This window comes from Vibrio brasiliensis LMG 20546, assembly GCF_000189255.1.
GTDB lineage: Bacteria > Pseudomonadota > Gammaproteobacteria > Enterobacterales > Vibrionaceae > Vibrio > Vibrio brasiliensis.
On the sequence record NZ_AEVS01000075.1, the window covers coordinates 32,159 to 51,566 of the forward strand.

Annotated in this window: 29 protein-coding genes; 22 read left to right on the forward strand and 7 right to left on the reverse strand. The window is 46.2% G+C overall.

The genetic code is table 11. From position 1 onward, the window contains the following. Positions 1-22 precede the first annotated feature (22 nt). Positions 23-1,006, reverse strand: coding sequence for a DUF2860 domain-containing protein (locus RH46_RS13570; RefSeq protein WP_006880050.1), 984 nt, complete (start codon positions 1,004-1,006; stop codon positions 23-25). 182 nt (positions 1,007-1,188) lie between these two features. Here RH46_RS13570 and RH46_RS13575 point away from each other — a divergent pair, with 182 nt between their 5' ends. Continuing rightward, entirely contained in the window at positions 1,189-2,076 is an 888-nt protein-coding gene (locus tag RH46_RS13575; RefSeq protein ID WP_006880051.1) for a 1-acylglycerol-3-phosphate O-acyltransferase, YihG family, read from the forward strand. 57 nt (positions 2,077-2,133) lie between these two features. Here the strand turns inward: RH46_RS13575 and RH46_RS13580 are convergent, their stop codons facing one another. The 4 genes from RH46_RS13580 to RH46_RS13595 all read right to left on the reverse strand — a co-directional run bounded on the left by RH46_RS13580 (position 2,134) and on the right by RH46_RS13595 (position 5,581). Then, complete coding sequence (locus tag RH46_RS13580) at positions 2,134-2,736, reverse strand: thiol:disulfide interchange protein DsbA/DsbL (protein ID WP_006880052.1); 603 nt, start codon at positions 2,734-2,736, stop codon at positions 2,134-2,136. 26 nt (positions 2,737-2,762) lie between these two features. Next, complete coding sequence (locus RH46_RS13585; RefSeq protein ID WP_006880053.1) at positions 2,763-3,749, reverse strand: serine/threonine protein kinase; 987 nt, start codon at positions 3,747-3,749, stop codon at positions 2,763-2,765. A 96-nt stretch (positions 3,750-3,845) separates the two neighbouring features. Then, positions 3,846-4,874, reverse strand: a complete 1,029-nt coding sequence (locus RH46_RS13590) for a phage integrase (protein ID WP_006880054.1) — start codon at positions 4,872-4,874, stop codon at positions 3,846-3,848. Beyond that, positions 4,871-5,581 carry a peptidase gene (locus RH46_RS13595; RefSeq protein WP_006880055.1) on the reverse strand — a complete coding sequence of 237 codons (711 nt, stop codon included), beginning with the start codon at positions 5,579-5,581 and terminating at the stop codon, positions 4,871-4,873. The genes RH46_RS13590 and RH46_RS13595 overlap by 4 nt, the downstream gene beginning before the upstream one ends. A 110-nt stretch (positions 5,582-5,691) precedes the next feature. On the opposite strand from RH46_RS13595, the gene RH46_RS13600 reads away from it, so the two are divergent. The 21 genes from RH46_RS13600 (at position 5,692) to RH46_RS13695 (ending at position 17,018) form a co-directional block, all read left to right on the forward strand. Further along, positions 5,692-5,946 carry a hypothetical protein gene (locus RH46_RS13600; protein WP_006880056.1) on the forward strand — a complete coding sequence of 85 codons (255 nt, stop codon included), beginning with the start codon at positions 5,692-5,694 and terminating at the stop codon, positions 5,944-5,946. Positions 5,947-5,955: 9 nt separating this feature from the next. Beyond that, on the forward strand, positions 5,956-6,126 hold the full coding sequence (locus tag RH46_RS22255; RefSeq protein ID WP_006880057.1) for a hypothetical protein: 171 nt from the start codon (positions 5,956-5,958) through the stop codon (positions 6,124-6,126). A gap of 2 nt (positions 6,127-6,128) precedes the next feature. Then, entirely contained in the window at positions 6,129-6,353 is a 225-nt protein-coding gene (locus tag RH46_RS13605) for a hypothetical protein (protein ID WP_006880058.1), read from the forward strand. A 3-nt stretch (positions 6,354-6,356) separates the two neighbouring features. Continuing rightward, on the forward strand, positions 6,357-8,204 hold the full coding sequence (locus tag RH46_RS13610; RefSeq protein WP_006880059.1) for a replication endonuclease: 1,848 nt from the start codon (positions 6,357-6,359) through the stop codon (positions 8,202-8,204). Between the two features lie 69 nt (positions 8,205-8,273). After that, the gene (locus RH46_RS13615) at positions 8,274-8,534 is read left to right on the forward strand and encodes a hypothetical protein (RefSeq protein WP_006880060.1); all 261 of its coding nucleotides are present in this window, start codon (positions 8,274-8,276) and stop codon (positions 8,532-8,534) included. Then, a complete protein-coding gene (locus RH46_RS13620; RefSeq protein ID WP_006880061.1) occupies positions 8,527-9,147 on the forward strand; it encodes a hypothetical protein in 621 nt (206 codons plus the stop codon). The genes RH46_RS13615 and RH46_RS13620 overlap by 8 nt, the downstream gene beginning before the upstream one ends. Continuing rightward, positions 9,140-9,577 carry a hypothetical protein gene (locus RH46_RS13625; RefSeq protein ID WP_006880062.1) on the forward strand — a complete coding sequence of 146 codons (438 nt, stop codon included), beginning with the start codon at positions 9,140-9,142 and terminating at the stop codon, positions 9,575-9,577. The genes RH46_RS13620 and RH46_RS13625 overlap by 8 nt, the downstream gene beginning before the upstream one ends. Further along, entirely contained in the window at positions 9,564-10,214 is a 651-nt protein-coding gene (locus RH46_RS13630; RefSeq protein ID WP_006880064.1) for a hypothetical protein, read from the forward strand. Before RH46_RS13625 ends, RH46_RS13630 begins: the two co-directional genes overlap by 14 nt. Before the next feature lie 138 nt (positions 10,215-10,352). Next, on the forward strand, positions 10,353-10,532 hold the full coding sequence (locus RH46_RS13635; protein WP_006880065.1) for a hypothetical protein: 180 nt from the start codon (positions 10,353-10,355) through the stop codon (positions 10,530-10,532). A 47-nt stretch (positions 10,533-10,579) separates the two neighbouring features. Further along, positions 10,580-11,473 (forward strand): major capsid protein P2, encoded by an 894-nt coding sequence (locus RH46_RS13640; protein ID WP_006880066.1) that lies wholly within the window; start codon positions 10,580-10,582, stop codon positions 11,471-11,473. Positions 11,474-11,483: 10 nt separating this feature from the next. Further along, on the forward strand, positions 11,484-11,789 hold the full coding sequence (locus tag RH46_RS13645; RefSeq protein WP_006880067.1) for an SH3 domain-containing protein: 306 nt from the start codon (positions 11,484-11,486) through the stop codon (positions 11,787-11,789). 178 nt (positions 11,790-11,967) lie between these two features. Then, on the forward strand, positions 11,968-12,168 hold the full coding sequence (locus RH46_RS13650) for a hypothetical protein (RefSeq protein WP_006880069.1): 201 nt from the start codon (positions 11,968-11,970) through the stop codon (positions 12,166-12,168). Then, positions 12,156-12,575 carry a hypothetical protein gene (locus tag RH46_RS13655; RefSeq protein WP_006880070.1) on the forward strand — a complete coding sequence of 140 codons (420 nt, stop codon included), beginning with the start codon at positions 12,156-12,158 and terminating at the stop codon, positions 12,573-12,575. The genes RH46_RS13650 and RH46_RS13655 overlap by 13 nt, the downstream gene beginning before the upstream one ends. Next, positions 12,575-13,075: a hypothetical protein gene (locus tag RH46_RS13660; protein ID WP_006880071.1), complete on the forward strand. Its 501-nt coding sequence runs from the start codon at positions 12,575-12,577 to the stop codon at positions 13,073-13,075. Before RH46_RS13655 ends, RH46_RS13660 begins: the two co-directional genes overlap by 1 nt. A gap of 3 nt (positions 13,076-13,078) precedes the next feature. Then, positions 13,079-13,768: a hypothetical protein gene (locus RH46_RS13665; RefSeq protein WP_006880072.1), complete on the forward strand. Its 690-nt coding sequence runs from the start codon at positions 13,079-13,081 to the stop codon at positions 13,766-13,768. Then, complete coding sequence (locus tag RH46_RS13670) at positions 13,765-13,980, forward strand: hypothetical protein (RefSeq protein ID WP_006880073.1); 216 nt, start codon at positions 13,765-13,767, stop codon at positions 13,978-13,980. The genes RH46_RS13665 and RH46_RS13670 overlap by 4 nt, the downstream gene beginning before the upstream one ends. 17 nt (positions 13,981-13,997) lie before the next feature. Then, entirely contained in the window at positions 13,998-14,888 is an 891-nt protein-coding gene (locus tag RH46_RS22260; protein WP_006880074.1) for a hypothetical protein, read from the forward strand. A 26-nt stretch (positions 14,889-14,914) separates the two neighbouring features. Further along, entirely contained in the window at positions 14,915-15,400 is a 486-nt protein-coding gene (locus RH46_RS13680) for a hypothetical protein (protein ID WP_006880075.1), read from the forward strand. Next, positions 15,400-15,816, forward strand: a complete 417-nt coding sequence (locus tag RH46_RS13685) for a hypothetical protein (protein ID WP_006880076.1) — start codon at positions 15,400-15,402, stop codon at positions 15,814-15,816. Before RH46_RS13680 ends, RH46_RS13685 begins: the two co-directional genes overlap by 1 nt. A gap of 331 nt (positions 15,817-16,147) precedes the next feature. Continuing rightward, positions 16,148-16,498: a hypothetical protein gene (locus RH46_RS13690; protein WP_006880077.1), complete on the forward strand. Its 351-nt coding sequence runs from the start codon at positions 16,148-16,150 to the stop codon at positions 16,496-16,498. A gap of 31 nt (positions 16,499-16,529) precedes the next feature. Then, positions 16,530-17,018: a hypothetical protein gene (locus RH46_RS13695; protein WP_006880078.1), complete on the forward strand. Its 489-nt coding sequence runs from the start codon at positions 16,530-16,532 to the stop codon at positions 17,016-17,018. Positions 17,019-17,379: 361 nt separating this feature from the next. Here the strand turns inward: RH46_RS13695 and ccoG are convergent, their stop codons facing one another. Beyond that, positions 17,380-18,798, reverse strand: coding sequence for a cytochrome c oxidase accessory protein CcoG (gene ccoG, locus RH46_RS13700; protein WP_006880079.1), 1,419 nt, complete (start codon positions 18,796-18,798; stop codon positions 17,380-17,382). Positions 18,799-19,052: 254 nt separating this feature from the next. Next, the gene (locus RH46_RS13705; RefSeq protein WP_006880080.1) at positions 19,053-19,319 is read right to left on the reverse strand and encodes a YihD family protein; all 267 of its coding nucleotides are present in this window, start codon (positions 19,317-19,319) and stop codon (positions 19,053-19,055) included. Positions 19,320-19,408: the final 89 nt, after the last annotated feature.

A 19,408-nucleotide genomic window follows, 5' to 3' on the forward strand; every position in this document is an offset into this window, starting at 1 on the left:
CAATGACGGGCTAAAGGTGTGGTTAGAACTTGTAGTTCATACCGACAGAAAAGAGTAACTGCTGCTCATCGTAGAAGTTGATGTTTGAGTCACTCTGTCCATAACCTGCAAATGAAATCAGAGACCAGTCTTGCAAGTCCATAAATTGTTTATATTCGTATGCGGCAAACAGACTGAACTCATCATCTGAACGCGTAGTGTTATAGACAGGGTGAGAGGCGTCGTAGCTGAAGTGAGTATAACCAGCAGTCAGAGCGAATTGATGACGCTCGATGACTTTAAACAGAGAAAGCTCACCACCCCATGAGTTGTAAGAGTAGGCGTCACCCTTGGCATCCGATTTTACAAACGTGATAGAAGGTGCCAGGAAGGTAGCTTGATCGATGCGCAGGCGGTAATCACCTTTGAGGTAAAGCTTGTCGGCATCTCGTTTGAGTAATTGCGCTGATGAAGCGTAACCAGAATCCAGACCAGAACGCTCGTTTTCTACCTCTTGGGAAGCGTACGCAGTATCTAAGCTAAACCCTGAGTTATTAATGTTGCTCAGCTTAACTCGGAAAGCGTTACCTGTTTCGTCGGTTTCACTGCGATCAGAACCTGTTTTGAAAGGGTCTGCCCACGTTTCTCCAGACATGATTGTCGGTAGGAAAGAGGCATCTATCACTGTTCCATTTGCCAGCTGTTGCTTATAGCCTAGCTCTAACGCTAAGGTACCTACAGCAATATCTTCGCGGGATGTACCGACATAGAACTGCTTATCGAGTTGGCTACCAAAGGTATAGGCAACACTACCGAGTGGAAGTGGCATAAAGTTGCTATCGCTTTCGCCTTTTTGGGTGTTGTCAGTGATGGTCGCATTAGCGTCGGTATTAAAGTTGGATGTTGAGGAAAGGTAGCCAGCGCTTAGTGAAACTTCACCACTGATACCAGCGGTGTCTGACAGCTGTGCCATTGCCGGAGCAGTGCAAAAAATGGCAACTGAGAGCATGATAGGTTTAGTGCTCATTACGGGTTCTCCCAATAAGTAATGCATAAGATGGTGACTTAACCGGAAATAGTGTTACTTAACTACTCTGACCATGGTTAGATTAGTTTCAAACTTTCCAATGGCTTGTATAATTACACGCTGTTTTATTATTCATTAATAAAACTATATTAAATTTTCTTAGAATCTCATTATTAAGCGTTATGTTGGCACATTTACTTCTAATTCTGAACGTTACCTTAGTTATCTTAAATTCTGCCTTATGTTCAATCGCGATCTGTGTTGTCGCTGTGTTCAAGCTTGTTCTCCCTACAGCAACATTGAAAGCGAAAGGTACCCAGTTAGCTAATAAGATTATGTGGTTATGGGCAACAATTAATGCTGCAATTCTGAACATTTCTAACCAAATTGAGTGGGACATTGAGGGTGGTGAGGAGCTGAGAAAAGAGGGCTGGTATTTGATGATCAGTAATCACTTAAGCTGGACCGATATTGTCGTGTTGTGCTGTGTGTTTAAAGATCGCATCCCTATGCCGAAGTTCTTCCTCAAGCAGCAACTGCTTTATGTTCCTTTTATCGGTATGGCTTGCTGGGCACTGGATATGCCATTTATGCGCCGTTACTCACGAGAGTATCTAATCCGTCATCCAGAGAAGCGCGGCCAGGATTTGGCAACTACGCGTCGCTCATGTGCTAAGTTCAAACATACGCCAACAACCGTTGTTAACTATGTTGAAGGTACTCGTTTCACTGTGCAGAAGCAGCGTAAAAGCAAAGCGGGTTACGATTATCTTCTGCAACCGAAAACCGGTGGAATTGCTTATACCCTAGCGGCAATGGGCGATCAGTTTGACAATATCATCGATGTTACCCTGGCGTACCCAGATAATACCGAGAAGCCATTTAAAGATGCTTTGATGGGACGAATGAAGAGAATCGTTGTTCGTACCAACGTGCTGCCAGTGGATGAGCAAGTACGCGGCGATTACTTTAACGATAAGCCATACAAGCGTCAGTTCCAGCAGTGGCTGGGCGAGATATGGAAAGATAAAGATGAAGTACTAAAAGAGCTTCATCAAGACAAGTCGTAGCTTGTAGAGCGGATAAAAAAGGGAGCCAACTGGCTCCCTTTTATCTATCTGAAATGATTATTTTAGTGTCAGCAAGTAGTTCACTAATGCGAAGTACTCATCAAGTGTTTTGATGGATTGCGCTTGCACTAAATATTTGTTGTTAACCAATACTGCTGGTACGCCCGACAGGCCACTATCTTTGAACTGTTTGTCGAAACGACGAACCATTGAATCTACAGCAAAGCCATTGAAAGCTGCGTCGAATTTCTTCGCATTCACACCTTCATCAAGGAAGATTTGACGTAGCTCTTCGTCATTTTTTGGTGCTTTGCGCATGTTATGAATGCGGTTAAACAGCACTGGTGTCATTTTATCTTCGATTTTAAGAACGATCATAGTGGCGTAAGCTTTGCTCATCGACTCACCCATGTTACCGCCCATAAACGAAACGTGGTTTTTCTGGAACTTAGCATCTTTTGGCAGCTGTGCTTTTAGCTGCTGAATGATAGGTTCAAAAGTATTACAGTGGGGGCAGTAGAAGGAGAAAAACTCAGTCACTGTTGGCTTTTTAGAAGCTTCCAGATCAAGGACTTTGTAATGCTCACCTTGACTAAATTGTGCAGCATGAGCAGATAGGCTCAGCATTAGTGTTGCGACAAGTGCAAACAGCTTTTTCATTCTTAACTCCATGTTAATTATTGTAGTTACCACTGTGGCATGAGTGAAAGTGGTGCTTCATTTAATGCAGATATCTGCTCTTTGAAGCAAAGAACCTGACTCTCCCAATATTTTGGATCATTAAACCATGGGAAGGCGAGAGGAAACGCAGGATCTTGCCATCTTTTTGCTAGCCATGCCATATAGTGCACCATACGTAGACCACGCAGAGGCTCGATTAGTTTCAATTCGCTGAGATTAAAGTCGTTAAACTCCTGATACGCTTCCAGAATGATATCGAGCTGCATGATTTTATCGGCTCGTTCACCATTTAGAAGCATCCACAGATCCTGAATCGCAGGGCCATTGCGTGAATCATCCAGGTCGACAAACATTGGCCCATCACGCCACAGGATGTTGCCCGGGTGGCAATCGCCATGCAGACGCAACATGCTGGTGGATTCGGTCCAGTGCTGCTCGAGTGAGCTGATCAGCAGGTCGAGATCATTAAAAAAAGCGTTCTCCAGATGCATTGGAATAAATGGTGAGTTTTCCAGTAGCTTACGAGGTTGGTAAACATACTCTTCGAGACCAATGGTCGGACGGTGTTTGAAGATCTGTTTAGAGCCTACTTTATGGATACGACCTAAGAAACGGCCGACGCCTTCCAGTTGCTCGAGGTTATCGACTTCAAACTGGCGCCCACCAACACTGGCAAACAGTGCAAACAAATAACCCTGATAGTGATGTAACGTCTGTCCATTGATGCGGACTGGTGGAGCTACAGGTATCTCTGATTCGATCAGCTCAAGAGTAAAATCATGCTCTTCCTGAATCTGTTGCTGACTCCAACGCTCTGGGCGGTAGAACTTCACCACATAACGCTGACGTTCTTCATCAGTGAACTGATAGACGCGGTTTTCATAACTGTTAAGTGCTAAAAATCCCGACTCGGCGCGGATCCCGATACTCTCTAGCGCATACCACATAAAGTCTGGGGTGAGCGCGTCAAAGTTAAAAGCTTGCTGGGTCATAAAATAAAAGAGGCTCATTGCTGAGCGTTTCCTAGGTTGTTTAGTATGGGTGCTTGTAGTTCATTATTATAAAATACAAGCACTTAGTATTTTCTTTTATATGGCTATGGGGCGTTCTGGGTCATAAGTGTGGTCATTTTGTGGATCTCTTAACTTGTTTAGTGGGTTGAGTTTAACCGCATCAATCAAGTGGTCAGGAGCCAAATGCGCGTAAGTCATCGTTTGATTAATACTAGCATGCCCGAGTATTTCCTTAAGCGTTAAAATATCACCGCCATTCATTACAAAGTGACTTGCGAATGTATGTCGCAAAACATGCACTTTTTGCCCTTTAGGCAAATCAAAACCTAGCTTATCAAATATCCTAACTAGCCTAACCTGTGGGTCTTCACTAAACAGGTTTCCGCCATTCTCAGGGTAAATATCATCATATAGCTGTTTGCTAATTGGCACAGTTCTGGGCTTACCCGTTTTTGTGTTTGTAAATCTAATACGGTAAGGGCTGAGGTTGCTCGATTTTAGCGTGACCGTTTCCCTCCATCGAGATCCTGTAGCCAAGCTAATTTCTACGATTTTTAACAGTTCCCAATCATTTTTAAGGTAGTCCAAAAGGTCTTGGGTTTGCTTAAGGGTCAGGTAAGTCATTTCTGACTTTTCGGGCGCGGGTTGCTTTAGGTCTTTCAGTGGATGTGCGCCAGTAAAATCACCAGTCTCAATCAACACAGAAAAGACGTTGCTTAAGCATGAGGTTAGGCGTCTAACTGTGTTTGCTTTTTGTCCCCTTGCCATGCGTTCTAATTGCCAGTTGCTAATCAAAGTCGCGTCAATATTGTTTACAGTGGGGTCGCCCAACTCACGACAGATTAGCTCTACCTTTTTTCGGTAGTTGGCTGCGGTTCGTTTAAGCTGACCGGACTTAATCCACCAAATATCTATAAGTTCAGAAAGGCGGCGTTTATCTACGGGTAAGCCTAACCACTCTTTGTTGTGGTGCGTAGAAAGTATGTGCTTTTCATAGGCTAAAGCTTCTGCTTTCTTGTCAAACTTACGTCTGAAACGCTTGCCGTTTCTTCCTGACGGCCTCAAGTCTACAAGCCACTTTTCGCCGTCTTTCTTGACACTCATATGATTTTCTTCATAACAGGAGCAACAGCTTTACCTATGATCTTAAAGTTGCGCCCATTCTTGTGGTTAATGTTGAAAGCTGGATATTTAAGGTTGTCAGAAATGACCTTATAAACGCCATTTTCAATATCCCAATGCAAGCGTTTAACGTATACCGCATCATCAATTCGAATTACATACACCCCATTTACAACAGGGTGTTGCTGCTCTCTTATGTCTACAAGTAGCCTGTCTCTATGGCTTAAAGTCGGCTCCATTGAGTCGCCGTCTACAAAAATTACAGAACTAAAATCAGGCTTTAAGCCATATTCATGTAATAACTCTATCGGTAGGCTAAAAACTCCGATTTGAAATTCCGATTGAACCAAAGTTCCCGCCCCTGCAGCTGCATGTACATCATAAACTGGTAGCTTTGCCCACTCTTCGAACTCATTTAAAGGTTTTAATCCGTGTGCATTGCTAGGTGGAAGAGACCAATCTTTTTCTAAGAGCTTTTTTTGCTCAGTCTTATCTGTGACGAATCTCTCAATTATTTGCTTTTGTATATCTGGGTGAAAGTTGGAAATATGGTATTCGACAGCGCGAGCGTGTCCTATGGCTTTTCTCTTTAACCAGTTGTTTCTTCTGGCTTTTTGCCCTATTCCTGTAATTGTGTTTGGCATACCATCGAGCTCAATTAGTAAATCGCTCATTACCCACTCTTTCATAAAACCACCCTTAAGAACCTTTGAAAACCAAATTACTTATGCTTAAATCCAATAGAACCTTTACGAACCACTTGGTGGTTCTTTAACTGTTTTTTAGGAGTATTTAAGTCATGGTAGGTCATAAACAAACAGAAATGAATAATGTTAACGGTTTTTATGGGTCTTTTGTCACAGTTGAGAAGTATGCCGAACTAACAGGCTTTTCTATTGCTGCTGTGCGAATGCAGGTTAAACGCGGTCAATTGCCCCTTTTGAAGCGTGAAACCTCAAGTGATGCACGCCGAGTGTTAATCAATATGAGAGCTATTGATCAGTTAGCTGAGGAGCAAGCTGCGCAATATCAAGATTGGAAAGCGGCGATGTAGGGGGAACGCATGAAAACACCAATTCACTCAATCAATATTGATGTAAATACCTACTCTGAGGCTAAAGAGCTTTTTGATTACGCAACTCGAAAGGTAAGTCAGACAGGCTCTAGCTTTTGGTTGCACGTTAGAAACCAATCACTTGAAGCCATGAACACTCTAAAGAACTTAGAGGCGTAATTATGCAAGTTTCTGATCCAATACACCTACCGTGCCCCGATATGGCGGGCATGGCAAACCCAGACCCTAAGAAGTTAGAGCGTTCTTGTTTTCTGCTTCAAAAGCTACGTGAAAAGCACGGCATTAAAAAGCGTGCAAAAGCTCAATCAAAACCTATGACTTATACCTGCACAAAGGCGGGATGTATTGAGCCGTGGGGCACTATTAGCAATGGAGAGCCTTACTAGTCCATGAAAAAATACACCAAACCAACCAATAACCCACTAACCAAGCTCCCTGATTCATTGCGTCAGGAGCTTGCTACCTATGTGGTTAAAAATCAGGGCAATACCTACAACCAAGCAACGCCCAAAGAGCGCGTTTTTGAGTTCGCTCACCAAGTGGCTAACCGCTTCAAGTTGCCTAGTGACATTCGTAGCTATCTTGATAAAGCCTCGGCAGTGCGTTTTCGTAAGTACGGCTTTAAGCGTGCTATTGAGTTTATCGAGTCTCGTGCTAGTGCGGTTTCTTCTGCACTGGCGGTGTTACCTGAGCCTTTCTGGGCGGTGGATACTGAGCTAAAACGCGCACGTCTTGCAACTGAGTTATCAGGGCGTGCGGGTTTTCGTTTAAATCTTGCGGTAGATAAGGGAATGACGCCCTTTGAAGCTATCGAGCAAATCCATGAGTTTGCGGGGGCAGCACTTTGGATGCCTCAATTCCAAAAGCCGCGTGATGAAGATGAAGCTTATTCTATGCTTGCTCGTCTAGTTGATGAGGCAGTGTGGCGTAAAGCTATCGAGAAATTCACTTTAGCTGCGTTTGAAAATGCTCGCCGTGCTGCGGGCATGGTTTCCCCTCATGTTTCCCCTTACGCGTCAATTTCTGCCTGTGAGTGGCTCAAGGTTCGACAAGACAGACAGCGCGAATGGTTAGAGCTAATGGCGATTGAATCTGAAGAGGGGCACGTAGTGAGCATGTCTGATGTACACAAATCCTCTCAAGCCAATATGGAGAATCGCCGTCACGAACTCATGACCCGTATTGCGGGCTGTCAGGAATACGCAGATAGCAATAGTCACGCGGCGGTATTTATCACCATGACCGCCCCTAGTCGCTTTCACCGTTTAACTAAGCGCGGTGACTACTGGATTGAAAATAAGAAGTGGGACGGTAGCACACCTAGAGAAGCGCACGCATGGTTATCGAAATCATGGGAGCGTTTCCGTGCTTGGGCGGGGCGTCACGAGTTGACCTATTACGGGATGCGAGTCGTTGAACCTCACCAAGACGGCACACCACACTGGCACGGCGTGTTTTTCATGCCACTTGAGCAAGTTGCCGCGTTTATCAAAGCCCTGCAAGCCTATCAGTTTCAACGTGATTCTCAGGAGCTTTACAACTCATTGGGTGATCCAAAATTCAATGCCATGAAAGCCCGTTTTGAAGCCAAGATTTTAGACGGTTCAGAGGGTGGTGCGGTGGCGTACCTTGCTAAGTACATTTCTAAGAACGTTGATGGATTCGGTCTGGAAGATTTGACCGACTTAGACAACCGCAAAGCCAAGCTACAAGACACGGTTAAAAATGTTACAGCATGGTCGCGTAAGTTCTGCTTTCGTCAATTCCAGTTTCAGAAAACGCCTAGCGTCACAGTATGGCGTGAGCTTCGCCGTATCCAAGATGAGCAAGAGTTCTGCACGTTTGAGAAAGCGCGTAGAGCGGCGGATAACGGCTTTTTCTCTGCATTCTTTGATTACATGGGAGGGCACAGATTACCGCAATCTATGCGCCCAATTAAACCAATGAAAGAAGCTAAAGAGAACAAATATGGTGAGTCAGTACCCGTGATTGTGGGAGTGACTGGCAGCGGTCTAGAAGTGTTAACGCATGAGCTTGAATGGAAGCTCATCAAAAAGCCTTCCGACTTGTCGGAGGCTTCTGAAAGCAAGCGGGAGCTTGCGCCTTGGTCTAGTGGCAATAATTGTACGCAGGAAGTTAAAGCCACAAGACAACAACAAATAATCGCTAATTTCTTTCTAAATATGGATCTCAATGGGGGCGGTTCGCCTGAGTGGGAAGAGTTTTGGAATAGATAACAAACACGCCAACGATGGGAATCAGGGGCAACCTTTTTAACTAACGTCGAGAGACAGGGGATTTTATCCATGAACTTAAATCAAATCACAACACGTCACAAAGAACTAGAAACCAACATTCAACAAGCATTTGAAAGCCTAAAAGGTAAGGGCAGCTTTAACCCTATGTCGTTAATGAAATTGGTCAGCGGTGGTGATCTCAATCTAGGGGCTCTGGGTTTACCTGAGAATTTGTTTGAAGAGTTAGCAGAGTACCAAGCCTTAAGCGCCACATTACGCGGTGTGGCTGAAAAAGTTGCGGCGAAAATGGGAGAGAGTGCTCATGCTTAAGGTGTCCACAAACAAAGCCATTGCTGGCTATGCGCCTTGCTCGGAGTGCAATACATTGGCTGCGGTGCATTTTCCTAACGGTGGGCGACGAGCGAACACGCCATATCTGTCTTGTGGTGGCTGCAATAAGACCATTCAGGCGAGTACGACCAAAGAGCACATTAAGCTGAATTATGTGCCAACGCTTGAGGCGTATGCCGAGCGTTTTGATGTGGACGTGAGCGCAGAGCAAGAGCAAATCGCCGCGAATAAGTGGACAGAAAACCCTGCGTTATATGATGCAAAAGTCAACGGTGTGGTCGAAGAGTTGCAAACCTCTTTGCTTGAAGGCAGTGAGCCTGTGGAAGGGGAAGTACTTGAAGCTACACCGCCGAACAAGGAAGCAGTGAACATACCAGGGCAGGAATCGGTGACTATCGATAACGACACGCAGCAGGTCGTTGATGAGGAAGCCGAAGCAAAAAAGCCGCAAGAGCGTGGCGGCGTGATATGGCTTGTCGTGCTGCTCGCCGTTTTGCTGTTGGTCTCTGTCGGTGGCTACTGTCTGGTCAAACGCAGCAAGCGCAAAGCGGTCGAAGCGCAAGCCAAGCAAGAGGTGAAAGCCGATGAGTGAGGGTGTACTTGAGCAAGAGTTTGATCTCGATGGCTTAGATTTCAGTCCCGAGTTAATCGCAGACCTCGAAGCGATTGAGCCAACGCCACAACCGGAAGCGGAGCAGGAGGAAGAAGCAAAGCAGGATTACTCGGGGGCTAAAGGGGAAATGACCGCCGAGTGGATGATTGAAATGATTGAGGCAGGTTTTAAGAGTTTCATCAATGAAGATTACGCCCTACCAGAGAAGAAAAAAGCCGTCATCGTGAATAACTTTACCCCCGTACTCAATAAGTATGACGGCGGCATTGTTGGCTTGCTTGGGGATTACAAAGAAGAGGGGCAAGCGCTGTTTGCGGTGGCGATTCTGGGCTTTTCCATGTGGATGTCGGTTAAGGAAATGAAGCGCAAGCCAGTGGCGCCAGAAGGGGGTGAGGATGGCAAAAAATAGCAGAGAGCTGGAAGCCAAACACACGCTTTACTCTGCTACTACGGGTGGCGGTAAAACCACCGCCATCCATAAGTCGGATGTACTGCGTAAACAAAACCGCATCGCCATTTTTGACCCTTACAATGCGTATCACAAACTCGGACGTAAGCCCGTCATCAAAACCTATTCCCTGAAAGAGTTCGCCGTCACTTTGCATAAGCTGATGAACCAGAAAAAGCCGTTTGTCGTGTCGCTGTGCGGCGTGTATGGCAAGAAAGAGCTGATTTTGTTCGCGGAAATTCTGTGGGCGGTGGCAGATGGCAACAAAGAGCTGCATACCGTGATTGAAGAGCTTGCTGCTTCAGTCACGCCAAGGGCGATTGACGGGCGCGTGGGTGAGCTGTGGCGCGGTGGTCGTCAGTTTGGTCTTGTGATGCACGCGCTGTTTCAGCGTCCGCAAGATGTACCCAAGGTGGTCACTAACCTGTCTCGCTACAAATGGATAGGCAAAGTGGACAATTCCTCTGAAGCCGAGTGGTGGAGTAAGCAGATTGATGTCCCTGTTACGGACATCAAAAACTTAAAAGGCTGGCACTATTATTTTAAGGAAACGGGCAAACCTGCCACTTACGGCAAATTACAAGGCGCAAGGGGTTAAAAATTTGCGTTAACCAAATCACAATTTAAACGCTACTTAAACCTATAGGTCACAAGCCTATAGGTTTTTTTTGCCCTTTTTTTACGCGTCTCGCCGTGGTTTTCTAATAAGCCTCAAGCCAATGGTGGCGGGGGTTATATGTGGAAAATTGGGTTTAATACCTTAATCGGAAAAGGGTTTGAAAATATGTTCGGTATCACTAAAGGGCAATGGAAAGTCGTTGCCGTGGCCGTCGTGGTCGTATTTGCGCTGATGTATGCGATTCACAACGTGTCTGCGCTTGAAGATGTCGCTGACCAAATTGGTCTGGACGACTAACGCGTAAGCGTTGTGTCACTGGGTTTAACTAACAAGAGAGTAACGAAATGGCAACTCCACAAAAAGAGCAAGCGGCGCGCGTTCAGACTAAGGGCGTCTATGACGTTCGACAGGTTGACCTGCAACCGTTTCGAAACGGCTTGCCGTATGGCAAAGAGGCGGTTTTGGATATCACCGACCTCTACACGTATTCGTCTATCTGCCTAAAGGTCGATTTACCGATTAAACGCTTGGGCCGTGTGTCTCTAGAGCGTAATGGTCGTGAGATTTTTGGTGTCCCTGCAGAGTTCTTCCAGATGCGTGATGAATATCTGAAGAATCCAACGCAGCTTAAAGGGGTCGATGGTGCGACACAAACACGTTTAACCATCGACTTTGCAGACGAAAACTTAAAAACGCTGCTCGGCATTCGTCGCGGTGAGCTGGTCATGCTTGATGGTGAGCGCTTAACCCTGAAAGTTCAGGTGAAAGCGAAAGCAAGCGGAGACCCCGATATGCCGAGTTTCCATGCGACGGCGCGTGTAAGCAGCGCGCAAACGGTGCGCTTTGACCAAATCAAGTTTTTGCATACTTCAGTGACGCACTCACTGGTCGGTGCGCAAAAACATGACTTCCCATTTGCGGGCATTAATAACCGCATTCGCCGTATCTTCGTGCGCACCGAAAACGACGACATCACCAAGGTGACGATTAAGCGTGATAACGCGATTGAGCGTGAAATCTCAGTTGAAGATTTGCGCTACAACCAAAAGCGCTACGGGGACAAGCTACCGCCGTCAGCGGGTTTCTGGATTGACTTTGTTGAGCTGGGTTGGGCGAACGATACCGCGTTTATTCCTGCCGCGCTGAACAGCTTAAAGCTAGAGCTTGATAAGCGTACCACGGGTGAAGTTGAGTTCTTTGTTGAACTGCTCGAAGTCGAAGCACAACTGAGCGATTAAGGGGGCTGATATGGCTTGGTATGAAGGTATCAGCGATTCAGTGGGCGGGTTCTTTGGCGATGCGCTTGATTTCGGTAAAGACGTGTACGGCAACGTGACCGCCAATGAGCAAGCCAAGGCGCAGCAAGACGCGGCAGCAGTGGAAAAAGTGAAAAACGAAAACGCCACTAAGACCGAACAAGCGCGCATTGAGCTGCAAACCGAGCAGCTTGCTTATCAGCGTGAGAAGGACGCTGAGCAGCGCAAAATGATGCTGATTGGTGGCGGGGTTCTGGTAGTTCTGTTTCTGCTGTTCTCTGTGCTGAAAAGTAAGTAAGGGGGTCAACAATGCCTTTACTGATCCCGCTGGCTGCGGGTGTGGGCGTGGGTTGGTGGGGAACCAAATCCACGGTTGAGGCAGTCACGGGCGGTGATGCGTTTCGCGTCCCGCCTTGGGTCTACCTTGTGGTGTTAGGGCTTGCCTATCTATGGGCGAAAAAGCGAGGGCTTATCTAATGATGGACATGTTAAGCGGTGGCGGTGGCTACTCAAACAGCTCTAGCTCAAGCGCGAAGAATGGCGATTTTAAGGGCGGTAGCGTTGGCAATGTGACGTTTAACAACGGCACGTCAGCGTTTAAGCAAGCGCCTAACTATCAGCTCTATGCGGTGTTGGCCTTGGTGGCGCTATTGGTGATTTTGCTATGGAAAAAGTAACGCCTAAAAAAGTGAACTGGACGCCAGAGTTAGAGCAGCGCTTTAAGGATGCTGGCTTTGCTCCCATCATCATTGAAGAGTTGAAAATGTTCGTTAACAAGGGCAATGGCGAAGTGTATCAGGCGGGTGACTTACAGATTATTACCCGCGTTGAAATGGTCAATGAGCTCGATTACGAAGTGGTGTGGATGGCGTCGATTGGTCGCGGTCTTAAGCAGTGGGCACAAACATTTTTTGATGGCGCCAAGCGCGCAGGGGCGAAGTATATCCGCTTTCACATTGATGAAAGCAGTCGTCGCGAACTGTTGATTTTGCGTGTCATTGGGGGTTGGAAACCGGAGCGTGTGGAGGGGTGGGATAACGACCCGTCGCACGGCGTGTATCGCGTCAACTTAGGGGGTGGCTAATGTCGGGTTCTAAGAGTTCTCAAGCCAGTACCACCACCAATACGACGGTTAACAACGTTTTAGACGGTGGTGCGATTCAGGCAAGCTTTGATTTTGCTAACAACATTGCGGACGAGGGTTTTGATTCGGTCAATGAGGCTGTGAAAACGGCAGGGGAAACCACGAAACACGCGCTTGATAGCAATGTGACGGTGACGAAAGAGGCGTTCGAAAATTACGAAGGCATTACTGAAACGGCACTGGATAACAGCTTACAGCTCAGTCAAGACGCGCTATCGAAGCTGACCGATTCCAATAACAGATCATTAGATACGTTAGCCAATATGCAGAGTAGCCAAAACTCTAGCAATGCTGCCCTATTAAAAGGGATCCAATCAACGGTCAAGAGTAACAACACAGGTGGCGCGAGCGACGTGCTGGAAACTCAAAAAGTCGCGCTGTATGTCATCGGTGCAATGATGCTGATTATTGCACTCATGGCAATGCGGCGAGGGAAATAAACAATGAAGTACGAGCAATATTTAACGAATGGCGCCACGGTGACGGTCAGTGTCTCGGGTCGTTATATCTATCTAGATAAGGGTGATGAGATTCAGGTGATAGCGAATGGTCGCTCAATGGATATTTATCGCGGCTTTACATTTGATGTTGAAAGCGAGTTTACCGAACTCGTGATCACTCAGCAGGGGCTGGACGGGGATATTGCTCTGCTCATTTCTGACGTGCCTTTTGTGGCGGGTGTGGATGGCTCAAAGCTCAATATCAGCGCTGACTTAGAAGTGAGTGAGGTCGGGGTGCGTTTTATTGGTGCTCAACCTGTCACGCTACCGGATGACCAGAGCATGAGTGTTGAGGTTAGCAATTTGCCGCAAGAGCAAGCGGTAAGAGTGGTCAACATGCCCGAAGAGAAAGACGTGCAAAAGGTGCATGTAGTCGAAGTGTCAGAGCCAAATCTCAGCTATGTGGCGCATGACACCATGACGCAAACGGGCACGATTTCCGCCAACAACCGCCGCAAAGAATTGCTACTTCATGCCGCGCCAAATAATCAAGGCATTATCTGGCTCGGCGGTTATGAAAATCGCGGCTACCCATTGCGACCGGACGGCGGTTTTATCCTGTCAAACGGTGCAAGTCTTGAAGTGCTTATTCCGGCTAACTGTGAGCTGTATGTGAGTGAGGTAACAGCATGAGTCAGATCATCCCACCTCCGTTCAAAATCGAGTTTCCAGAGCAAATTGCCCTCAGTGACCAGATAGCAGGTAATCGCTCCGATGTTGCTGCAAGTGAAAAGGCGGTGAGCTTGGTCAATAACAAAGTCTCAAATCTTGCCAAGGTGCACAGCGGGACAGAAACGCCAACCAGTGACGTGGGTAAAGATGGCGATGTGTTTTACGTCTACTAGGTGCTTGGGGGTGGGGTTTGGACAACTTAATCAAAACCGAAGGGCATTGGCAGCAGGGGAAACCAGCCATTAAACACAACGGTGTCTGGCGCTTTGCTAAGCGGGTCTTTCATAAGGTGAATGCTCAATGGGTGCTGACTTACAACCGCAAGCTTGTGATTGATATCAGCACCAATCAGGTGAATTACAACTTATTTTCAGCGCTCAGTAATATCGTTCCTGACGTTGAAGAGATTGAAGTCAACATTCACTCGAGTGTAGTGATTTCCTCTAGAAGCTCCGCGGTCTCCGCTTTCAATGTGGGCAACGCATTCACAGGGAAAAACGTCGTCATCAATAACTGGGGTTCCATTATTGGTAAAGGTGGTAAAGGAGGAAAGGGCGGAATTGGCAATACACGTGGTGGCCATGGTGGAGCAGGCGGGACGGCGCTGTATGTTCGCACGGCTAATCCTCTTATTTTGCATAACCACGGGCGCATTCTGGGCGGTGGTGGAGGTGGAGCGGGTGGCTCTGCATTTTCTTCACCAGGCAGTGCCGTGTCATTTGAAGGTGCAGGTGGCGGCGGTGGTGGTGGTGCAGGTGGTGGTGAGGGTTCAACCGGAGGTCGTAAAGATTATGCGGTTGCGGGGCGTGGTGGAAATGGTTCGCTAGAGTCCTATGGCAGCGGCGGTGCTCCTTTCATCTTAAAGGGCAAACAAACGTTAGTGTGGGGTGTTCGTGGTGGTCGCGGTGGCCGTCACGGAGAAGCCGGACAAAGCACAGCGAGATTCTCTGCATCATGGGGAAACAAAGGCTTGGTTCGACCTAGTGGAGCAAGTGGTGGTCGTGGTGGTTATGCCATTGATGGCCAATCAAAAGTAATGATTCTCTTCACTGGCGCTTTTGCGGGCGCCCAAGTGAACTGATTTTTAATCCAATGGATGGGGTGTTTATGGCTACACAGACAAAAATCATCGCGCTGGCACTCCTACTCACAACGGCAGGTGTCATCATGAGTAAAGCAATTGAGCCTCGCGGCTTTCGTAATAACAATCCTTTGAATATTGACTACAACCCATCGAATCAATGGGACGGTCAAACGGGCATAGAAAAAGGCGTACCCTCCCCACGCTTTGCGACGTTCAAGTCGAAAAAATGGGGCGTTCGAGCGGCAGCAAAACTGGTTCGCAATTACATGAACTTTTACGGGCTGCGCACCGTCTACGGCATTGTTGACCGTTGGGCGCCCTCAGTGGAGAACGATACGAACGCTTACGCGGAACATGTCGCGCATAAGCTTGGCGTAAGCCCTTATGAGCCTATTTTGGAATCAGACATTCCAGAGCTGCTTTATCACATGATTAAGCATGAAAATGGTAAGTACCTAGACCGTGAAACGGTGAATCTAGGCGCTAAGATGGCGGGGATTGCAGTGTAATGGCTATCCCGATTATCACACTCATCACAGGCGGCTTTTCCTTGGCTAAGTCTTGGGTTCAGGGCAAGGCGGAAGCGGTTAAAGAAAAGTCCATTACAGCGCGTGAAGCAGTGCAGGCCAAACGCGACGAGAATAAACAGCGCGAGAGCAATCTGGCAAAAGGCGAACGCTCAATGGCCGAGCTTGACGCCATCACGCTAAAGCAAATTGGGTGGCTAGATGACTTTGTGATTATTTCTATCTGGGCGGTGGTATGGTCGTGCTTTATTCCGGACTTGCAGCCTTATGCGGTGGCAGGGGTTAAGAGTTTGGCAACGATGCCCGTCTGGTTTCAGTATGTGGTAGCGGCGTCCATCATCTACACACTCGGCTTTAAATCTTTGGTTTATCGCCTATTGGTTAAGCGAGGGTTTTGATGGAAGTAATACAAGCACTGGGCTTAGACGGCAACACAATTTTAATTTTGGTGGGGCTATTTAAGCTTCACACTCGAGTCACGATTTTAGAAACGAAAGGATCAGCGTAATGGCAGCACGTAAAAAGGCTTAAAGGCTAGTTTTCCTACCAAAAGTTATCCGGATTTAGAAGATAGTGAAATTAAACGTCACGCAGCATTCTAAGATCACAATATGGCCATTAACCTATTGATTAAAAATTGAATGAATACATGAAAGACGACATCATGTGAACATGAAAGGCAAACGTTAGTCGCCTAAGTAGCGTTGGGCTTACCATAGGAATTTTGAAATGCTGAATACAATCAAGTTTGTTGTCCTATCCTCGATATTTATTCAATTTTCTGCAATAGCAGGGGAGCAGCAAAATGAAATTGTTGCATTGTCTCGATTGGCAGGGATGGCTGAATATTGTCAGCACTATTACGAAGATTCGAGTAACAATACGAAAGCTAAAGTTATGCATCAGTTTAATCGTCAACTATCAGAGAAAGCAGTATCGTTGTTTAGTTCAATGGAAGATTCAAAATTGGCTAGCGATAATCGAATTAGCGCATATAAAAAGTACAAACAAAAATTCAGCTCAACGTCAGATACAGTTTGTTCCAATTTAGAGCACACCATTGGAACACTAGAGCTGTAGGCTTAATGAGGCTAAGTGTTCAGAGGATGGAATGTATACCGAACTAATTAAATATGTAGTACTAATCGTCACTAGCTTTCTTGGTGCAGCATTCGGCGCTCACTTCACGTTGTCTCGGTCTAAGAAAGAAAAAATTTGGGATGAGAAAAGGGAACTCTACAGTAGAGTAATTATAGCTCTGGAAGATATTTCGTATTGGGCTGAGCAAGTTCGCTCTGAACATTGTTGTGAGTATACTAGTCGCCCAGACTCTAATTTCGATGAGTCCATGAGAGATATCCAAAAATTAACAGTCTCAGGCAGGTTGGTAATGAACGATGAATTTTATAAACTTCTAGAGTCTGTAAATAGCTCCTTACGAACAGAAAATTTTAATGCACATGAAGCCGCTCAACAATCCTTTGATAATCCCCACTCAGATCACTTGTTTAGACATGCAGTAAGAATTCGCGACATTGCTGAAGAGCACTTGCCTAAGTTAATCGAGGCAGCAAGACAGGATCTGCCAAAACGAACATAACACCGTTCAAAGTATCAACATACTTTTTCTAATCCGACTACATAACTATAAAGCATCAGGTATGAAAAGCTTTTGTCCAAGTAGCTACGAGTTAGAGTACATTATAAAAAGCCCGCCACCAGCGGGCGTTTTAAAAGGGGATAGTTTACCTTGGGATGAGTGGTTGGTTGCAGTTGAGGAGGTTGTTTTCTGAACAGCAACCGCATGGCTAGCAAATAAGCAGCCGTACTTGATAGTGAGGTTATTGTATAGATGTGGTCACTATGTGGTCGGTGTTCTTTATTTTTTCTTTATTGTCAGTAATTTAGGGTGAAAATAGAGGCTCATTGCTGAGCCTCTTTCCATTGGGTGAATAGACAGTCTAGAGCTTCTTAATGAAGCGACTCTCTATGGCAATAGTGAAGTCTTCGCTGTCGGACAGTATAAACTGAATTGTCGAAACAGGAGAGCTGAGTTTGTCAGGATGAACACCAAGGCTCATTGGCAGGTTCAGTACTTCACCCGGTTCTACCTGTACGGTTTGTTTGCCGTACCAAGAGACATCACTAAGTCCTTCTACGTCCAGTTTGTACTCTTGTTCTTGCTGAGTCTTGTTGATGATCTTAAGAGTGTAAGTGTTCTCCACTTCGCCCAAACCATTCACTCTGAACAGCTGGTTACGATCACGTAGTACGCTCAGGCCTGCCGGGTCAACACTGGCAACCTGAACAAAGAACAGGCCAATCATTACTAATAATACGGCGCCGTAGCCCAGCAGTTTAGGGCGAGCAACCTTAGTGTGTTTACCCGAAAGACGGTGCTCAGTTGTGTAGCTGATGAGTCCTTTTTCATAGCCCATGCGATCCATGGTTTTGTCACAGGCATCAATACAGGCACCACAGTTAATACATTCGTATTGTAGGCCGTCACGAATATCGATCCCTGTCGGACAAACCTGTACACACAGGTCACAATCGATACAGTCACCCAGTCCTAGTGCTTTTGGATCGGCTTTACGTGAGCGGGGACCACGTGTTTCGCCACGTTTGGTATCGTAGCCGACGATAAAGGTATCTTTATCGAACATTGCTGACTGGAAGCGAGCGTAAGGGCACATGTGAATACACATGATTGAGCGCATCCAACCTGCATTAGCGTATGTACAAATAGCAAAAAATAGCACCCAGAATACAGGCCAGAACTCAGCGTCAAAGGTGAAGAAACCGACTACCAGCTCTTTAATTGGCACGAAGTAGCCTGTGAAGGTGAAACCTGTCGCCAGAGCGATACCCCACCAAGCCAAATGTTTCGCTGTCTTGCGTAAGGCCAGATTGGCCGTTATTTTGCCAGAGTCTTGCTTACGACGTTTGTTGGCACTGCCTTCTAGCTTTTCTTCAAACCATATGTACATAAAGGTCCAGACGGTTTGCGGACATAGGTAGCCACACCATACCCGTCCTAAGAAGGTGGTGAGGAAAAACAGGCCAAAGGCTGCGATCATAAACAGTAGTGCAAGCAGAGTCAGATCTTGCGGATAAAGGGTGGTACCGAAAAAGTTGAACTGTTGATGACCAATATCGAGCAGGATTGCTTGGCGTTCGCCATAAGGAATCCATGGGATAAGGGCAAAAAATACCAGCAGAAACCAACCACCGTAGCGGCGCAGCTTCTGAAAGGTTCCTTTACTCTCGCGGACGTAAATCCGATTGCTTGGGTTAAACCTGTCGCCCTTGGTCTTATGAGTTTTCGGGTTAAAGGTTTTGGGAGTCACATCTTTGATATCGATTTTATCCTGACTCATTACGCTTCCTTCTTTAGGCTAAAAGGCGAGATTTCTGCTGATCTCGCTCGTTAGACATTGCTATCTATTATTTTAGTAATTACTTATGCTCGGCGATTATATACGCAATAACATTTTTATTTCTTTAACACTATCAACCTTTAACAACAAAGATCAGTACAGTTTTATAAATAAATAACCTAACAGTTTTACCTTTATACGGTCAGTAGATATAAAAAAAGCGACCTGAGGTCGCTTTTATTTTCAATCTGTTTTTACTCTATGATGCCGCGAGCACGTAGAATCGCAGTTTTAAAGTCATCTTCCTGGTCTTTTTTAAGACCCGGGATCATTTCATCTTTGCCGCTGTTACGCATTTTAAGATGGTAGATCAGAACATCATCAGTCAGCTCTTCAAGCTTTCCCTGATAACCTGCTTCTTGCGCCAGTTTGACGATAAACTGCAGCAGGTTCATTTCCTGATCTTTTTGCCACTCTGGTTCCAGCAGCTCTAACAGTTCTTCTATTCGATGGCATTTCATCAGCTTTCTCCACACAACTTATAATGATTTGTTGCTAAAGGTATCAAATAGGTACTGAGAAGGTAAGAAAAAAGCGCAGCCAAGACTGC

Excerpts from the sequence above, each read along its gene's own strand:
- RH46_RS13625 (WP_006880062.1), top strand. The coding sequence starts at position 9,140 with ATGAGTGAGGGTGTACTTGAGCAAGAGTTTGATCTCGATGGCTTAGAT.
- RH46_RS13670 (WP_006880073.1), top strand. The coding sequence starts at position 13,765 with ATGAGTCAGATCATCCCACCTCCGTTCAAAATCGAGTTTCCAGAGCAA.
- RH46_RS13620 (WP_006880061.1), top strand. The coding sequence starts at position 8,527 with ATGCTTAAGGTGTCCACAAACAAAGCCATTGCTGGCTATGCGCCTTGC.
- RH46_RS13645 (WP_006880067.1), top strand. The coding sequence starts at position 11,484 with ATGGCTTGGTATGAAGGTATCAGCGATTCAGTGGGCGGGTTCTTTGGC.
- RH46_RS13575 (WP_006880051.1), top strand. The coding sequence starts at position 1,189 with ATGTTGGCACATTTACTTCTAATTCTGAACGTTACCTTAGTTATCTTA.
- RH46_RS13690 (WP_006880077.1), top strand. The coding sequence starts at position 16,148 with ATGCTGAATACAATCAAGTTTGTTGTCCTATCCTCGATATTTATTCAA.
- RH46_RS13610 (WP_006880059.1), top strand. The coding sequence starts at position 6,357 with ATGAAAAAATACACCAAACCAACCAATAACCCACTAACCAAGCTCCCT.
- RH46_RS13640 (WP_006880066.1), top strand. The coding sequence starts at position 10,580 with ATGGCAACTCCACAAAAAGAGCAAGCGGCGCGCGTTCAGACTAAGGGC.
- RH46_RS13580 (WP_006880052.1), bottom strand. The coding sequence starts at position 2,736 with ATGAAAAAGCTGTTTGCACTTGTCGCAACACTAATGCTGAGCCTATCT.
- RH46_RS13660 (WP_006880071.1), top strand. The coding sequence starts at position 12,575 with ATGTCGGGTTCTAAGAGTTCTCAAGCCAGTACCACCACCAATACGACG.
- RH46_RS13595 (WP_006880055.1), bottom strand. The coding sequence starts at position 5,581 with ATGAAAGAGTGGGTAATGAGCGATTTACTAATTGAGCTCGATGGTATG.
- RH46_RS13665 (WP_006880072.1), top strand. The coding sequence starts at position 13,079 with ATGAAGTACGAGCAATATTTAACGAATGGCGCCACGGTGACGGTCAGT.
- RH46_RS13635 (WP_006880065.1), top strand. The coding sequence starts at position 10,353 with ATGTGGAAAATTGGGTTTAATACCTTAATCGGAAAAGGGTTTGAAAAT.
- RH46_RS13685 (WP_006880076.1), top strand. The coding sequence starts at position 15,400 with ATGGCTATCCCGATTATCACACTCATCACAGGCGGCTTTTCCTTGGCT.
- RH46_RS13590 (WP_006880054.1), bottom strand. The coding sequence starts at position 4,874 with ATGAGTGTCAAGAAAGACGGCGAAAAGTGGCTTGTAGACTTGAGGCCG.
- RH46_RS13695 (WP_006880078.1), top strand. The coding sequence starts at position 16,530 with ATGTATACCGAACTAATTAAATATGTAGTACTAATCGTCACTAGCTTT.
- RH46_RS13680 (WP_006880075.1), top strand. The coding sequence starts at position 14,915 with ATGGCTACACAGACAAAAATCATCGCGCTGGCACTCCTACTCACAACG.
- RH46_RS13705 (WP_006880080.1), bottom strand. The coding sequence starts at position 19,319 with ATGAAATGCCATCGAATAGAAGAACTGTTAGAGCTGCTGGAACCAGAG.
- ccoG (WP_006880079.1), bottom strand. The coding sequence starts at position 18,798 with ATGAGTCAGGATAAAATCGATATCAAAGATGTGACTCCCAAAACCTTT.
- RH46_RS13570 (WP_006880050.1), bottom strand. The coding sequence starts at position 1,006 with ATGAGCACTAAACCTATCATGCTCTCAGTTGCCATTTTTTGCACTGCT.
- RH46_RS13615 (WP_006880060.1), top strand. The coding sequence starts at position 8,274 with ATGAACTTAAATCAAATCACAACACGTCACAAAGAACTAGAAACCAAC.
- RH46_RS13630 (WP_006880064.1), top strand. The coding sequence starts at position 9,564 with ATGGCAAAAAATAGCAGAGAGCTGGAAGCCAAACACACGCTTTACTCT.
- RH46_RS13585 (WP_006880053.1), bottom strand. The coding sequence starts at position 3,749 with ATGACCCAGCAAGCTTTTAACTTTGACGCGCTCACCCCAGACTTTATG.
- RH46_RS22255 (WP_006880057.1), top strand. The coding sequence starts at position 5,956 with ATGAAAACACCAATTCACTCAATCAATATTGATGTAAATACCTACTCT.
- RH46_RS13650 (WP_006880069.1), top strand. The coding sequence starts at position 11,968 with ATGATGGACATGTTAAGCGGTGGCGGTGGCTACTCAAACAGCTCTAGC.
- RH46_RS13605 (WP_006880058.1), top strand. The coding sequence starts at position 6,129 with ATGCAAGTTTCTGATCCAATACACCTACCGTGCCCCGATATGGCGGGC.
- RH46_RS13655 (WP_006880070.1), top strand. The coding sequence starts at position 12,156 with ATGGAAAAAGTAACGCCTAAAAAAGTGAACTGGACGCCAGAGTTAGAG.
- RH46_RS13600 (WP_006880056.1), top strand. The coding sequence starts at position 5,692 with ATGGTAGGTCATAAACAAACAGAAATGAATAATGTTAACGGTTTTTAT.